This is a genomic window from Streptomyces lonarensis, assembly GCF_012033735.1.
GTDB lineage: Bacteria > Actinomycetota > Actinomycetes > Streptomycetales > Streptomycetaceae > Streptomyces > Streptomyces lonarensis.
The window spans coordinates 1-14770 of the sequence record NZ_JAAVJD010000141.1 but is presented as its reverse complement, the minus strand read 5'-3'; the positions used below and the strand labels follow the sequence as shown (position 1 = coordinate 14770).

Sequence of the window (14770 nt, the reverse complement as noted above, 5' to 3'; positions counted from 1 at the left end):
CCCCCCCCCGCCGGCGGCGGGACCCTCCGACCACCCCGACAACCCGGGCTCGACACCCGGCGCGACTGGCCCGCCACCCCCGCAGACCGGCCGAGGCCGTAGCCCGCCACCCGCGAGGCCCGGCCGCCGAGCGCCCCAGCACCCCGGCCTCCCGGCTCACGCCGGCGAGGCGACACCAGAACTGCCCCTTCCGCGACAGCCGCCGCAGCGCACCGCGCACGCCCGGCACGGGTGACCGAGACACCCGCCACCCCATCGACCACCGGCAGCACGAGGAGAACACCGTGGACGAGGACACCCCCGAAGCCACACCCCGACGGGTCGAGAACTGGGACGACGGAGTGATCGCCCGCCGGGCACGCGTCGTGGAGGCGCCGCCGCCCCCCGAGCAGCGGACGTCCTCCCGCGTGGACGCCTACGGCGAGGAGTTCGTCCCCGAGCCGGAACCCGTCATCTCCGTCCCGGCACCCGCCCGCCCCGGGCCGGCGCCGACGGAGGACACGCCCCCGACCCGCGCCGACCACGAACTCGCCGACCGCCTCACCGCGCTCAAGGAACTCGTCGGCCTCTCCCGCACCCGACTGGACGCCTCGGCCCTGGCGGAGGCCGGCCGGCTCCTCGACGAGGCCGACAGCCGCACCCGCCTCCCGCGTGCCTGCACCACGGTCGCGGTTGCCGGGGCCACCGGCAGCGGCAAGTCCACGCTCTTCAACGCACTCGCCGGCGCACAGCTCTCCGAGGCCGGGGTCCGCCGTCCCACCACGGCCACCGCCGTCTCCTGCACCTGGGAGGCCGGCCGCTCCAGCCGGGCCGAAGGGCTCCTCGACCGACTCGGCGTCCCCGTGCGGTCCCGCCGCCGAGCCCATCTGGTCGACCCCGGCCTCCACGGGCTGGTACTGCTGGACCTGCCGGACTACGACTCCGTCGCCTCCGAGCACCGCGAACAGGTCGACCGGCTACTCGCCCTCGTCGACGCCGTCATCTGGGTGGTCGACCCGGAGAAGTACGCCGACGCGGTGCTGCACGAGCGCTATCTGCGCGCGTTCGCCGGACACGCCGAGGTCACCGTGATGGTGCTCAACCAGATCGACCGGCTGCCCGCCGACGCGGCCGAGGCGATCATGGACGACTTGCGGGGGCTGCTGGACGACCGCGGCATCGCTCTCGGCGAGCACGGCGAACCCGGCGCCGCGGTGCTCGCCGTCTCGGCGCTGACCGGCGAAGGGGTCCCCGACCTCCGCCAGACCATCGGTGAGCTCGTCCGGACCCGCACCGCCGCCGCACGGCGGCTGGGCGCCGACCTCGACGGCGTCACCCGCCGGCTGCGCCCGGTGTGCGTCGCGGACAGCGTGCAGGCCCCCACCGGGCTGACCCCGCAGGCGCGCGAGGAGTTCGAGGAGCGCCTGGCCCACGCCGTCGGTGCGCCCGCCGCCGGCCGGGCGGCGGAACGCGGCTGGCTGCGGCGGTCAGAGCGCGCCTGCGGCACGCCCTGGGCACAGCTGACCAAGCGCATCGCCGACCGCAGGGCGAGCAGGCGGGGCGAGCCTCCCGCGCTGAGCGCTCGCGCCGGCCGGCTCGGGGAGCCTCCCGTGGTGTCCCGCCCGGTGATCGCCGAGGCGGTGCGGACCGTGGCGGCCACCGCCGCCACCGAACTCCCCGGCCCGTGGGCCAAGGCGGTTCGCGACGCGGCCTGGCGGGGAGCGGAGCGGCTGCCCGCCGCGCTGGAAGCGGCTCTCGCGGCCCGGCCGGGGTTCGGTCCGGAGGCAGCGGTCCGGCCGGGGCCCGCCCGCCCGGCCTGGTGGACGGTCGCCATCGTGGGGCAGGCACTGCTGATGACCGCACAGCTGCTCGGCATGTGCTGGCTGTTGACAGCCGCTTTCGGCTACCCGGTGGCTGCCGGCTGGCTGCCGGCAGGGCTGCTGATCGGTGGGTCGCTGGGGGCGCCGCTGCTCGCCTGGGCCTGCCGGGTGGCGTCGCGCGGGCCGGCTCGCGCGTGGGGGCAGCGGGAGGAGGAGCGGCTGCGGAGGGTCGCTGCCGGCTGTGGTCGCTCGCTGGTGCTCGAGCCTGTCGCGGCCGAGCTGCTGCGGTACCGGGAGGTGCGGGAGCAGTTCGTCGCCGCGGCGGGGGGCGAACCCCGCTGACTCGTCCCGGCGGTGGCTTCCGCCGGGACGGCCCCCGGTCTCTCGTGGCCCGGGGCGTGCTCACCCGGGCGGGCCTCGTTCGGGCCCCTTCGCTCCGCAGTTCGCGTGGAGCGGTGGTGCGCCACCCCGCTTCCCGTGCGGGGTGTGGTCGTGCCGGCTGTCCGTCGTGTGCCACCGACGTTAGGAGGACCGGCGGGCCGGGGGAAGGGGTGGAGCCCTGCGTCACCCGCGAGAGTGAGGAAGTTGTCCACAGCCGCCGAGTTGTCCACAGCCCCGAGCGGCGGGGCGCCGACGGGCGGCATGCTGCGGGCATGAACGAGACCTGGACGACTCTGACGGGACACGCCTCCTCGGCGGTGGAACGACGGACCACCCCGCGAGGGGCGCGCGTGGTGTGTTTCCGGATGGATGTGGCGGAGCGTCGGTACGACCTGGAACAAGGAGCCTGGCGTGACCGTTGGGTCAGCGGCTACACCGTCTGGGCCCGCCGGGAGCTGGCGGTGAACGTGCTGGAGTCGGTGGTGTGCGGTGAGCCACTGGTGGTTCACGGACGGTTGCGGTTGCCACCGGGAATCTGTGCCGCGACAGCGGGTAGGGGGACGGCGGGGGACCCCGGAAAGGCGGCTGCGTCCGGTACCTGCGCGCACGTCGAAGCGGTCTCCATCGGGCACAACCTGGCCCACGGCGTCTCGGTCTTCCGCCGAGCGGCCCGAGCCCGTCGCCCGCGCCCGGCGCGGGGCGGTGCTCACAGGAGTGGCCTGCGTACGCAGGAGCCAGATATATACGCTTTTCTGACCAGGCGTTGGTAACGATTGGACCTCGGTGCGCGTGATCGCCCGGCACCAGGGGGACATCAAAAGATCGGCTCTCTACGATCCCGGCGTACGCACGGGTGTACTGACCGGCCTGCCCAAAGAGTTGCGGCCGTGACTCCGTGCCCTGTCGTGGAGGGGACATACATGATTTCTGTACGCAGGCGGCTGGTTGCCCGCCTCGCGGCGACAGCGGTCGCCACGGCGCTGTTCGCCGGTGGCGCGCTCGCCACCGCCGGTACCGCCGCGGCGGACGAGGACAATGCCCCGAGGTCCGGCGGTGCCACCGCCACCCTCAAGGAGCTGGAGACGTGGGACACCGTCAAGGTCGCGCACCGCGGCGGTACCTTCAAGGCCGGCCTGTTCACCATGGATGTCCACGGTGGCGGCACGATCAAGACGTACTGCATCGACTTCGGCACCGACGCGAAGACGAACCACAACTACCAGGAGACCGGCTGGGGCAACTCCTCGCTCGCCGAGAAGCCTGAGCAGGCCGGCAAGATCCACTGGATTCTGCAGAACTCGTACCCCCAGGTCGACGACCTGGCCGGGCTCGCCGAGAAGGCCGGCGCGAACTCGCTGACCGCCGAGCAGGCCGCCGCCGGCACCCAGGCCGCCATCTGGCACTTCTCCGACAACGTCGACGCGACGCCCACCAACAAGGACGCCGAGAAGCTGGCCGACTGGCTGCGCGGCGCCGCCGAGGTCGTCGGTGAGCCCGAGGTTCCCTCCCTCTCGCTGGAGCCCAACCAGGTCGGCGCGCTGGCCGGTCAGAAGGCCGGCCCGGTCACCGTCCGCACCAGCGCTTCCGGTGCCACCGTGACCACCGCCCCTGACGCCGCCTCCCAGGGCGTCAGCGTCGTCGACGGCGCCGGCAACATCGTCGACGGCACCTCCGTCGCCGACGGCACGGAGCTCTTCTTCGACATCCCGGCCGACGCCGCCCCCGGCCAGGCTTCCCTGACCGCCAGCGTCAGCACCCCGGTCTCCGTCGGTCGCGTCTTCACCGGCATCAACACCAAGACCCAGACCATGATCCTCGCCGGCTCCACCGAGTCCTCGGTGAACGCCGGCGCCTCCGCCAACTGGGCCGAGGCCGAGACCGAGGAGCCGCTCCCGAGCGTCACCGCCTCGGAGGATTGCGTCGCCGGCGGCGTCGCCGTGACCGTCACCAACAACGGCGGCCAGGACTACAGCTTCGAGCTCGACGGCCAGCAGCTCGTCGTCGCCCCGGGCGAGTCCGGCACCATCACCGTCCCGGTCGAGAACAAGCAGGCCTACGAGATCGTGGTCTTCGACGAGGACGGCACCACCGAGATCGAGCGCTTCGAGGGCGTCCTCGACTGCCAAAGCGACTCCGAGGGCGAAGGCCCGGAGGAGGTCACCGACGAGGAGGAGCCCGGCACCAACGAGCCCACCCCCGACGGTGACAGCGAGGAGCCCAACCTCGCCGAGACCGGCAGCAGCAACAACGTCGGCATGATCGCCGGTATCGCCATCGCCCTGCTGGTGGCCGGCGGCGCAGCGGTCCTCTTCTTCCGCAAGAAGGCCAAGGCCTGACACCCGCGCAGCGGTGAGGGCCGATCCGCCCTGACCGAGTCGTGAACGGAACCGCACCCGGTTCCGCACCGCCCAACGGGCGGTGCGGGCCGGGTGCGGCTCTGTGCGGGGTGGCACGCGGACGGCGTGAGCCGCCCCGGCCGCCGGTCAGCGGGAGGGGTCAGGCAAGGCCGGCGGTGCCCTCCGGCTCGTCCTCCGCGAACACCTCCGCCAGGTGCAGCTCGTCCCGTTCGTACTGCGACAGCGCGATGCCGAGGCCGAAGAGCGTCGGCGCCCACTCGCCGACGAAGATTCCCCAGCGGTCCGCGCGCGCCCGGCCCGCCCTCCCCTCGGCCTTCCGCGACAGGAACCAGCTCGCGACCGACAGGCCCACGGAGGCCGAGGCCGCGCAGTACACCTACTCACTCCGTAGGCCCCGCTCATGGAGCATCCGCACGATCATTCCGCCTCCAAGGGTGGTTCGGTGCTCCCAGCCTCCGACCGCGACGGAGCCGCCGCACCCGCGCTTCGGCCGTCTGCCGCCGACCGCCACTCCATCGGCCGCGCAGCCGAGCCGGTGCCGTGGGCGGTCGCGGCGCGGCCCGCAGTGGCGGCCCCGGCACCGGCTCGGTCGCCACCGGCGGCCCCGTGCCGTGTCGTGCGCCCGTCGACGGGGGCGCGCCCGGCCGCCGCACACCGGCCGACCGGGCTCCGCCGCACTCCCGCCCCGTCCGCCCCCGTGACACCGGGCGGCGGCGAAGTCGGCCGGTGGGAGGCGTCCGCATTTCCGCCCCGGGGCCGCCATGCGGCAGGATGGGGCCCGATCCCCACGTCACTTCTTCGATTGCCGGACGGTATCTCTTGGCTGAGTACATCTACACCATGCGCAAGGCACGCAAGGCGCACGGCGACAAGGTGATCCTCGACGATGTCACGCTGGCGTTCCTGCCCGGCGCGAAGATCGGCGTCGTGGGTCCCAACGGAGCCGGCAAGTCCACCGTGCTGAAGATCATGGCCGGCCTGGAGCAGCCGTCCAACGGCGACGCCTTCCTCGCGCCCGGCGCCACCGTGGGCATCCTCCTCCAGGAGCCCCCGCTCGACGAGACCAAGACGGTGCTGGAGAACGTCCAGGAGGGCGTCGCCGAGACCAAGGGCCAGCTCGACCGGTTCAACGAGATCGCCGAGCAGATGGCGACCGAGTACACCGACGAGCTGATGGAGGAGATGGGCAAGCTCCAGGAGAAGCTCGACCACTCGAACGCCTGGGACCTCGACGCGCAGCTGGAGCAGGCCATGGACGCGCTGGGCTGCCCGCCCGGCGACTGGCCCGTCGTCAACCTCTCCGGCGGTGAGAAGCGCCGCGTCGCGCTCTGCAAGCTGCTGCTGGAGGCCCCCGACCTGCTGCTCCTCGACGAGCCCACCAACCACCTGGACGCCGAGTCCGTGCAGTGGTTGGAGCAGCACCTGGCCAAGTACCCGGGCACCGTCGTGGCCATCACCCACGACCGGTACTTCCTGGACAACGTCGCCGAGTGGATCATGGAGCTGGACCGCGGCCGCGCTCACGGCTACGAGGGCAACTACTCCAAGTACCTCGAGACCAAGCAGACCCGTCTGAAGGTCGAGGGGCAGAAGGACGCCAAGCGTCAGAAGCGGCTCAAGGACGAGCTGGAGTGGGTCCGCTCCAACGCCAAGGGCCGCCAGGCCAAGTCGAAGGCGCGCCTGGCCCGCTACGAGGAGATGGCCGCCGAGGCCGACAAGATGCGGAAGCTGGACTTCGAGGAGATCCAGATCCCGCCGGGCCCGCGCCTGGGCAACGTCGTCGTCGAGGTCGAGCACCTCGGCAAGGGCTTCGGCGAGAAGCTGCTCATCGACGACCTCTCCTTCACCCTGCCCCGCAACGGCATCGTCGGCGTGATCGGCCCGAACGGCGCCGGCAAGACGACGCTGTTCAAGATGATCCAGGGGCTGGAGGAGCCCGACAGCGGTTCGATCAAGACCGGCGAGACGGTCAAGATCTCCTACGTCGACCAGAACCGCTCCAACATCGACCCCAAGAAGTCGCTGTGGGCCGTGGTCTCCGACGAGCTGGACTACATCAACGTCGGCCACGTCGAGATGCCCTCGCGCGCCTACGTCAGCGCCTTCGGTTTCAAGGGCCCGGACCAGCAGAAGCCGGCCGGTGTCCTCTCCGGCGGCGAGCGCAACCGGCTGAACCTCGCGCTCACCCTGAAGCAGGGCGGCAACCTGCTCCTCCTCGACGAGCCCACCAACGACCTCGACGTGGAGACGCTCTCCTCGCTGGAGAACGCGCTGCTGGAGTTCCCGGGCTGCGCCGTGGTGGTCTCCCACGACCGGTGGTTCCTGGACCGGGTCGCGACGCACATCCTCGCGTACGAGGGCGACTCGCAGTGGTTCTGGTTCGAGGGCAACTTCGAGTCCTACGAGAAGAACAAGATCGAGCGCCTCGGCCCGGACGCCGCCCGCCCGCACCGCGCCTCCTACAAGAAGCTGACGCGGGGCTGACGTGCGTCACACCTTCAGCTGCCCGCTGCGGTGGTCCGACATGGACGCCTTCGGCCACGTCAACAACGTCGTCTTCCTCCGCTACCTGGAGGAGGCCCGGATCGACTTCATGTGGCGGCTCGCCCGTGAGGTCGGCTCGGGGGCCGACGGGGAGCCCTTCACCGGGGGCTCCGTGGTGGCGCGGCACGAGATCGACTACCTCAGGCCGCTGGTGCACCGGCACGAGCCGGTCGCCATAGACATCTGGGTGAACAAGATAGGTGCGGCGTCGGCCACCTTCGGCTACGAGGTGACCGACGGCGACACCTGCTACGTGCGGGCGTCCACCGTCATCGTGCCGTTCGACCTCAAGGGGCAGCGGCCCCGTCGGCTGACCCGTGCCGAACGGGATCTTCTGGCGGAGTACTACGACGACCGGGCCGCCTCGTCCGGCACCGGGAACTGACCCCGCGTCCGCTTTCCCCGATGCCCCGCCGGCCCTGCCGGCGGGGCATCGCGGTGCCTGCCCACAGGCCCCGTGTCACGGAGCCCGGACGGTGGCCTCGTGCGGGCGTGCGGGGTATGCGTACGATCCGTTGACCACCCCGAACCGACCTGAGGACGACCAACGGCATGACCAGGCTGAGTCTCGCGGACCAGACCGACGCCGCCGGCCTCGCGGCCTTCCTGACCCGACAGCTCAAATGGGACCGGGCCGCCGCGGTCCGGCTGCGCGCCTCCGGTGACGGGGTCCTCGCGGCGTTCAGCCGTCCCGCCCGTTTCGAGGTGCTGGCGGTGCGCACCAGCAGGCTCGCCTCGGCGGGCACAGCCGCGGCAGCGGCGGTGCAGCCCGGGGCGCCCGGCACCGGAGGACCCGCGCCCGCCGGCGGGCGCGGTGCGGCGCAGAGCTCCGGCGCGGTGCAGCCCGCCGGAGCCGGCGTGTCCGCCGGTGGTCCGGCGGAGCTCGACGCCACGGTCTCCGCCGGCCAGTTGCTGGACTCCATCGACGAGCGCGCCGCGAGCCTTGCCGTTCCGCCGCCGGTTACCGGGCCGTCCTGGGCGGGCGTTCTTCCGCCGCGCGGCCAGTGGCGTCGCGTCGCGGAACCCTCGTTGGCGGAGGTACGGGCCGAGGCCGCCGCGGTGGTCGCCGAGTTCCGCTCCCGCAGCGAGGCGCTGCGCGACGCCGAACGTACCCGGGCGGCGCTCGACGCCCTCGCCGACGAGATCTGGAACCGGCCGCTCCCCGGAACCGGGCTGCCCCTCCGCGCCGTTCACGCGGCACACGCCCTCGGCTTCCTGCAGCCGGTCGCGGACCTGGCGCCCGACGAGGTGCCGGTGCCGGTGCTCGCAGCGGGCGCGTGGCTTCGCCTGCGCACCCCGCACGGCTCGACCGCGGTACGTGTCGCGGGCCGGGGAGGGCTGAGTCTCACCCCGCTCTGACGGCGCAGCTTCCGGTGCCGCCGCCGTGCCCGGGGGGTCACGGGGGACCCCTGTTCAGGACCGTGCCCACGGGGCGGCGGTTTCCGCGGGAACGGCCGGGGGCTGGGCCTCGCGGCTGTCCGGCGCCGGGGCGGCGGGCCGAGGTGAGCCCCGCACGTCCGGCACCGGCGATTCGCGGCCCGCACACGATCCATCCGCACGCGATCGGTTCGCGGTGCGTACGGGGCCTGCCCGCGGCGGGTGCCCGACCGCGGTCGTCCGCCCGGAGCGGCCGGGGCGGCCGGGGCGGTCCCGGGTCAGTCCGGGGTGTTGATCATGGAAGCGGCCGCGTAGACCATGTAGTCCCACAGCTGCTTCTCGTGGTGCGGCGAGAGGTCGAGGGAGTCGACGGCGTCGCGCATGTGGCGCAGCCATGCGTCGTGCGCCTCGCGGTCCACGCGGAACGGGTTGTGGCGCATGCGCAGTCGCGGGTGGCCGCGGTTCTCGCTGTAGGTGCGCGGGCCGCCCCAGTACTGCATGAGGAACAGCGCGAAACGGTCCTCGGCGGGCCCGAGATCCTCCTCGGGGTACATCGGCCGCAGCACCGGGTCGCCGGCGACGCCCTCGTAGAACCGCCGGACCAGCCGCCGGAACGTCTCCTCGCCACCCACCTGCTCGTAGAAGGTGGTGGTCTCCAGCTTGCCGTGCGGGATCTGAGTCACCCCCCCATGGTCTCAGACGGGCGGCCGAGGACCCCGGGCGTAGGTCATGAGAAGCCCCGTCGACCGGCCTCGCGGAGCGGGCCGGTCGGCCCTGGCGGGTGCCGGGCGCGACGGAGGCGCGCGGTCATCGCCGCGCCACCCGCCGCACCACCGCGCGCCGGTGCGGCGGGGCACCGGCGCCGCCCGTCAGGCGTTGTCCCACCGGAAGAGCTTGGCGGCCACCGCCGTCAGCACCGCGGCGAACAGCAGCAGGATGCCCATGGCCGGGAGGGCGTCCGACAGACCTCCGCCACGCGAGAGCACGGACATCATCGCTTCGTTCAGGTGCTTCAGGGGCAGCGCCTGGGCGACGGCGTTGAGCCAGCCGGGCATGTTGTCGGTGGGGAAGAACGAGCCCGAGAGGAACGCCATCGGCATGATGACGACCTGGAGCGCCCCGTTGGCGGCCTCCTCGGTCTTGGCCCAGGCGCCGATCACCAGTCCCACCGACATGAAGGCGAGGGTGCCGCAGACGACCAGCGGGATCGCCAGCCACCAGCTGCCGGTGAGCTGCAGGCCGTAGAAGGGGATGACGGCGACACCGAGGAAGACGACGAGCTGCACCATCGACAGGGCCACGCTGACGCCGACGCGCGCGCCGACGACGTGGGCCGGCCTGATCGGCGCCAGCCACAACCGGCGCAACAGCCGCTTCTTGCGCCAGTTGACCAGGGTGAGGGCCGACATGAAGCTGGCACCCATGGCGATCGCCCAGCCCAGCAGACCGGGGGCGAGGAACTGGATCGGTTTGACCGACTCGTCCTCGACCTGCCCGGTGGTGACGCGATAGGCGGGCTCCTGCCCGGTCGCCGCGACGTTCGCCTCCTGCACCAGGCCGTTGACCAGCCCGGTGACGACACCGGAGTTGGCCTGCCCCGCGGCGGAGACGAACAGCGAGACCTCGCCGTTCTCCTCCCAGACGGCGCCGTCGAGGTCGCCCTGGCGCACGTCCTCCAGCGCCTGCTCCCGGTCGCCGACCCGCTCCAGCCGCAGGCTCTCGTCGAGCGCCGCCAGCTGCTCCTCGCCGAGGGAGTCCAGCACCTCGACGGGGCCCACCTGCGCGACCGTCACCCGGCTGCTGCCGTCGCTCTGGAACAGGGCACCGAACAGCAGCAGGAACATCAGCGGGAACAGCAGCATGAAGAAGACCGCCGTGCGGTCCCGGACCATGCCCAGGACCATGACCCGGGAAAGACTCCACAGCGTTCTCACTCGCGGTACTCCCGTCCGGTCAGCGAGAGGAAGACGTGCTCCAGGTTGTCCACGCCCAGCTCCTCGATCAGCTGCCGCGGCTGGCCGACGCGCAGCACCTTCCCCCGGTCCATGACGGCGACCCGGTCGCACAGCGTCTCGGCCTCGTCCATGTAGTGCGTGGTGAGCACCACGGTGCGGCCCTCCTCGTTGATGCCGCGCAGCAGGTCCCACAGGTTCCTGCGGGCCTGCGGGTCGAGCCCGGTGGTCGGCTCGTCGAGGAAGACCAGCTCCGGGTCGTGCACCAGCGCGCACGCGATGGACAGCCGCTGCGCCTGGCCGCCGGAGAGGCGGTCGTCCTGCACGTTGGCCTTGTCGGTGAGGCCCACCGACTCCAGCATCGCGTCGGCGCGCGCGTCGGAGACGCCGTAGAACGACGCGAAGCTGCGGATCTGCTCGCGGGCGGTGAGCTTCTCGAAGAACGCGGACGCCTGCAGCTGGACCCCGATGCGGCGCAGCAACGCGGTGTTGCGCGGCCAGGACGACTCGCCCAGCAGCAGGGCCCTGCCCTCGTCGGGTTGGCGGAGCCCCTCGACGATCTCCATCGTCGTCGTCTTCCCCGCGCCGTTGGGCCCGAGGATGCCGTAGAACTCGCCGGTCTCGACCTGGAGGGAGACGCCGTCCACCGCTTGGACGTCCCCGTAGCGCTTGCGCAGTCCCTCGGCCTTGATCGCTGACGTGGTCATGGGCCGATCCTAGGACGGCGCAGCGGCCCGTTCCCCGGCCCGGAGGGTCACGATCATGTCAACGCGCGCCGGGGCCGCGGCACGATGCTGCCGCGGTCCCGGCGCCCGGCCGCGGGGTTGCCGCCGGCGGGCGGCAGCTTCAGCCGCGGTGCACGCGGAGCGTCGTCCAGGCCCCGACGTGGACGCGGTCGCCCTCGGAGAGCGGGACGGGGACGAAGGGCTGGATCGGCTCCTCGGAGCCGTTGACCGTCGTGCCGTTGGTGGAGTCCTGGTCCACCACCGCCCAACTGCCGTCGGGCTGCTGCACGAGGACGGCGTGCTGGTGGGAGACGCCCGGGTCCTCCGGGGCGCGGCCGAGGTCGATGTCGGGGGTCGCACCGCTGGACTGGCGGCGGCGGCCGATCGTCATCTGCCGGCCCGCGAGGCGGACCTGCTGCTCCGGGGCGTAGGAGGGCAGCGACAACTGCGCCGCCTCCGGGCCGGAACGGTGCATCATCGCGGCGAAGTACTCGTGGTCCGGGCCTATGGTCACCATCCAGCCGCCGCCGACCGTGCCGCCGTAGCCGCCCGCGCGGGGGTCGGCCGAGGGCGGCGGGCCCGGTGGCGGCGGGGGAGGCACGGTCGGCGGCGGCAGCATCCAGTCGCCGGTCGGCTCCGACCGCGGGGCGCCGTGCTGCGGCGGCTCGGGCGGTGGGTAGCCCGGCTGCGGGAAGGGCGGCGCGGGCGGGGCGGGGTAGCCGGGCGGGGGAGCGCCGTGGCCGGACTGCGGCGGCAGGTGGGCGGTGGCCCGGCTCGTCGCGAAGTTGTACCGGCACTCCTCGCAGTAGGGCCCGGGGGAGGTGCGGGGGGTGTGGCAGCGCGGGCACATCTCGGTGTGCGCGGTCGCGCCCGGCGGCGGGGGCCCGGGGGCCGGGGGCGCGGGCGGGGCCGGGTAGCCGGGACCGGGAGGAGGTCCGCCCGCGGTCGGCTGCATGCGGTGACCGCAGACCGCGCACCAGTCGTCGGCCATCGACTGGTGGCCGTTCGGGCATGTCGGCATGAGCGTGCCTCCACCTCTGGTCATCTCGTTCCCCGGAGAGTCCGGACGGTCCGGTCGGACCGGGTCGCGAGGGTCATCTCATCGGCGTCGGACACCGTCGCCTTGAGTCGAACAGTACCGCTGACGGCGTCCTCCACGTCCACCACCTTCGCGAGCAGTCGGGCCGTTTCGGCGTTCCCGGAACGGTGCGCCAGCCGGACCGCGGCGCCCAGCCGCGCGGTGGCGCCGCGCTCGTCGCCGCGGTGCCGCAGGTCGAGCCCCTCCTCGATCGCCGCCGCGAGGTGCGACTGCCCCGTGTAGTGGGCGACATGGGCGTTCACGGCGGTCCGCGCCGCGCTCGCCGCGGTCCGCACCGCCCGGATGTCCCCGGTGCCGAGTGTGACGGTCGCGCCGCGTGGGTCGTGTGTGACGAGGGACACCCGGCCGGCGAGGAGGTCCTGGCCGACGTCTCCCGCCGGTACGCGCAGGCACAGGTGGTAGTCGCGCGACTCCACGCCCCACGAGCCGGTCGGGTAGTCACCGGCGCCCGGCCCGGCGTCGGCACGGCGGCCGGTGAGGTCCGCCACCGCGGGCGCGACCTGTTTGACGAAGACGGGCTCCACACCGCCCGGCGTCCACAGCCGCAGCGCGACACCGGAGACGCCCCGGCCGGTCGCCGCCCGGATCATCGCTGCGAAGTCCGCGGCGAGCGCGGCGGGTTCGGCGACGATGTCGGCCGTCCCCAGCAGGCGGGACGCGATCCCGCGCAGTTCGGCGACCTCCCAGTCGGTGCCGATGCCGCGGGCGTCGCAGGTGAAGCGCCCCGCGCAGTGGTCCAGCACCGCGTCCAGCCGCTCCGGCGACTCGTGCTCGTTGCGGCCGTCGGTCAGCAGGACCGCGTGCCGCATCCGGGCGCCGCTGCCGGCGAGGAGCGCGTCGGCGAGTGTCAGCCAACTCCCCAGCGCCGTACCGCCGGATGCCGTCAGCGACGCCAGCGCGGCCTTGGCCGCGGCCCGGCCGGCGGGTGTCGCGGTGGCGGTCCTGCCGCCGCCGGGGTGGATCTCGGCCGCGCGGTGGGTGCCGCGAACGAGGGCGAACGCGACGCCGTCCGGGAGCGCGTCGACCGCGGCGGCGGTCGCCTCCCGGGCGGCGGCCAGTTTGTCGGGCGGGTAGTTCATCGACCCCGAGCAGTCCACCATCACCACGACGGCGGTGTCGGGCCGCCCGGCCGCCGCCGCGGGCGGCGCCGGCACGGCCGACGAGGTGACGGTCACCACCGCGTGGAGTTCGTCCGCGTCGCGGTGGAGGTGCTCGTTGTGGTGCACCTCCACCGCGAACCGCGGCGTCCGGCCGGCGTGGTGGCCCGGCGGCGGCCGTTCCGCCATCACTGCTGTCCTTCCGCTCAGTCCGGTCTGGCGACGTACTGCGTCTCGGTGGGCGGCACCGGAGCGCGGCCGGCCGTCCGGTCACGTTCCCCGCTCGGCGCAGCGCCCGGGGTGGGGAAGGGGATGACGGCGACGGTCACGTTGTCGTGCCCGCCGGAGTCCAGCGCGTACCGGACCAGGTGCTGGGCGCTCGGCAGCGGTGAGGTCCGGGCGTCGCCCGGCACCTTGGCGGCCATCTCCTCTGCGGAGTCCGCGTAGTTCCACAACCCGTCGGTGCAGACCACCACGACGCCGGGGTGGTCGGGCTGGAAGGACGCCGTGTGCGGTTCGAGCTCGGGGTTGTCCGCCCCGAGCCACGCCGTGATCGCGTGGGCGCGCCGGTCCTTCATCGCCTCCTCCTCCGACATCAGCCCTGCCTTCACCATCTGGGCCGCCCAGGAGTCGTCCTCGGTCAGCCGGATCGGGTGGGCGTTGCCCTCCAACGGCAGCCAGTACGCCCGGCTGTCGCCGACCCAGCCGACGGTGAGCTCGCCGCCGGTCGTGACCGCGCTCACCAGGGTGCAGGCGGGGGCGTTGCGGCCGGGGATGCGTTCCTGGCGGGCGAGGGCGTTGACCGCTTCGCCTGCGGCCAGCAGGGCGTCGTGCATCGCCCGCCGGCCCTCGGTCCCGCGGGCGAGCGCAGTGGCGAGCGAGCCGCCCGCCGCCTCGGCCGCGGCCTCGGACGCCTCGTCGGGGCGGGTCGAGGACGAGACGCCGTCGCAGACCACCGCGATGACGGCCGGCGTCCCGTCGGGCAGGACCGACGTCGACAGCGAGAAGGCGTCCTCGTTGCGGTGGTGGCGCAGCCCCACGTCGCTGACGCCCGCGACCCCGGCGAGCGACCGCTCGACGTGGTCCCGGCCGTTGTCGCCGCCGCCCGAGCGGGGCGGCTCGGTGGGCGGTCCGGGCGGCTGCGCCGATCCGCCGGCGGGGACGCGCGGGTCGACCGGAGCGGCCTCGGCTGTGGACCCGCTGCCCGGGCCCGGGGCACTGGCAGGGGAGGACGGTTCCGAGCCGGTGGACGCGCTGCCCGGCGACGTACCGGTGGCGGCGGCCGCGGGGGCGGGCGGTGCGGCAGCTGCCGCGAGGGCAGCTCCGGGGGCCGGGGCGGACGACGGCTCAGCGGAACCCTCCCGCGCCGCAGGGGCCGACGGGGTCGCCGGCGCGACGGGCGCGGAGGGCGGCGCGGCCACCGGCGGAGCGGCGGGCGG

Annotated in this window: 12 protein-coding genes; 5 read left to right on the top strand and 7 right to left on the bottom strand. The window is 73.7% G+C overall.

Annotated elements, in window-relative coordinates:
* The first annotated feature begins 284 nt into the window (after positions 1-284).
* Both HCN56_RS17010 and HCN56_RS17000 read left to right on the top strand, forming a co-directional pair.
* On the top strand, positions 285-2141 hold the full coding sequence (locus tag HCN56_RS17010; protein WP_312871273.1) for a GTPase: 1857 nt from the start codon (positions 285-287) through the stop codon (positions 2139-2141).
* A 959-nt stretch (positions 2142-3100) separates the two neighbouring features.
* Entirely contained in the window at positions 3101-4516 is a 1416-nt protein-coding gene (locus HCN56_RS17000) for a thioester domain-containing protein (protein WP_167972064.1), read from the top strand.
* A gap of 160 nt (positions 4517-4676) precedes the next feature.
* On the opposite strand, the gene HCN56_RS16995 is transcribed toward HCN56_RS17000, so the two are convergent.
* The gene (locus tag HCN56_RS16995) at positions 4677-4913 is read right to left on the bottom strand and encodes a hypothetical protein (protein WP_312871272.1); all 237 of its coding nucleotides are present in this window, start codon (positions 4911-4913) and stop codon (positions 4677-4679) included.
* 443 nt (positions 4914-5356) lie between these two features.
* Here HCN56_RS16995 and ettA point away from each other — a divergent pair, with 443 nt between their 5' ends.
* The 3 genes from ettA to HCN56_RS16980 all read left to right on the top strand — a co-directional run bounded on the left by ettA (position 5357) and on the right by HCN56_RS16980 (position 8440).
* A complete protein-coding gene (ettA, locus tag HCN56_RS16990; RefSeq protein WP_167972062.1) occupies positions 5357-7021 on the top strand; it encodes an energy-dependent translational throttle protein EttA in 1665 nt (554 codons plus the stop codon).
* A gap of 1 nt (position 7022) precedes the next feature.
* On the top strand, positions 7023-7466 hold the full coding sequence (locus tag HCN56_RS16985; protein ID WP_167972060.1) for an acyl-CoA thioesterase: 444 nt from the start codon (positions 7023-7025) through the stop codon (positions 7464-7466).
* A gap of 167 nt (positions 7467-7633) precedes the next feature.
* Positions 7634-8440 carry a DUF8185 domain-containing protein gene (locus tag HCN56_RS16980; RefSeq protein ID WP_167972059.1) on the top strand — a complete coding sequence of 269 codons (807 nt, stop codon included), beginning with the start codon at positions 7634-7636 and terminating at the stop codon, positions 8438-8440.
* Positions 8441-8736: 296 nt separating this feature from the next.
* On the opposite strand, the gene HCN56_RS16975 is transcribed toward HCN56_RS16980, so the two are convergent.
* The 6 genes from HCN56_RS16975 to HCN56_RS16950 form a co-directional block, all read right to left on the bottom strand.
* Positions 8737-9141, bottom strand: coding sequence for a globin (locus HCN56_RS16975; RefSeq protein ID WP_167972057.1), 405 nt, complete (start codon positions 9139-9141; stop codon positions 8737-8739).
* A 186-nt stretch (positions 9142-9327) separates the two neighbouring features.
* Positions 9328-10362, bottom strand: a complete 1035-nt coding sequence (locus HCN56_RS16970) for an ABC transporter permease (RefSeq protein ID WP_209312849.1) — start codon at positions 10360-10362, stop codon at positions 9328-9330.
* A gap of 26 nt (positions 10363-10388) precedes the next feature.
* Positions 10389-11117, bottom strand: a complete 729-nt coding sequence (locus HCN56_RS16965; RefSeq protein ID WP_167972054.1) for an ABC transporter ATP-binding protein — start codon at positions 11115-11117, stop codon at positions 10389-10391.
* A 139-nt stretch (positions 11118-11256) separates the two neighbouring features.
* Positions 11257-12156 (bottom strand): FHA domain-containing protein, encoded by a 900-nt coding sequence (locus tag HCN56_RS16960; protein WP_167972052.1) that lies wholly within the window; start codon positions 12154-12156, stop codon positions 11257-11259.
* 20 nt (positions 12157-12176) lie between these two features.
* A complete protein-coding gene (locus HCN56_RS16955; protein WP_167972050.1) occupies positions 12177-13520 on the bottom strand; it encodes a vWA domain-containing protein in 1344 nt (447 codons plus the stop codon).
* A gap of 17 nt (positions 13521-13537) precedes the next feature.
* On the bottom strand, positions 13538-14770 hold a 1233-nt coding region (locus HCN56_RS16950; RefSeq protein ID WP_167972048.1), incomplete at its 5' end, for a PP2C family protein-serine/threonine phosphatase.

Excerpts from the sequence above, each read along its gene's own strand:
- HCN56_RS17000 (WP_167972064.1), top strand. The coding sequence starts at position 3,101 with ATGATTTCTGTACGCAGGCGGCTGGTTGCCCGCCTCGCGGCGACAGCG.
- HCN56_RS16980 (WP_167972059.1), top strand. The coding sequence starts at position 7,634 with ATGACCAGGCTGAGTCTCGCGGACCAGACCGACGCCGCCGGCCTCGCG.
- HCN56_RS16970 (WP_209312849.1), bottom strand. The coding sequence starts at position 10,362 with ATGGTCCTGGGCATGGTCCGGGACCGCACGGCGGTCTTCTTCATGCTG.
- HCN56_RS16965 (WP_167972054.1), bottom strand. The coding sequence starts at position 11,117 with ATGACCACGTCAGCGATCAAGGCCGAGGGACTGCGCAAGCGCTACGGG.
- HCN56_RS16960 (WP_167972052.1), bottom strand. The coding sequence starts at position 12,156 with ATGCCGACATGCCCGAACGGCCACCAGTCGATGGCCGACGACTGGTGC.
- HCN56_RS16955 (WP_167972050.1), bottom strand. The coding sequence starts at position 13,520 with ATGGCGGAACGGCCGCCGCCGGGCCACCACGCCGGCCGGACGCCGCGG.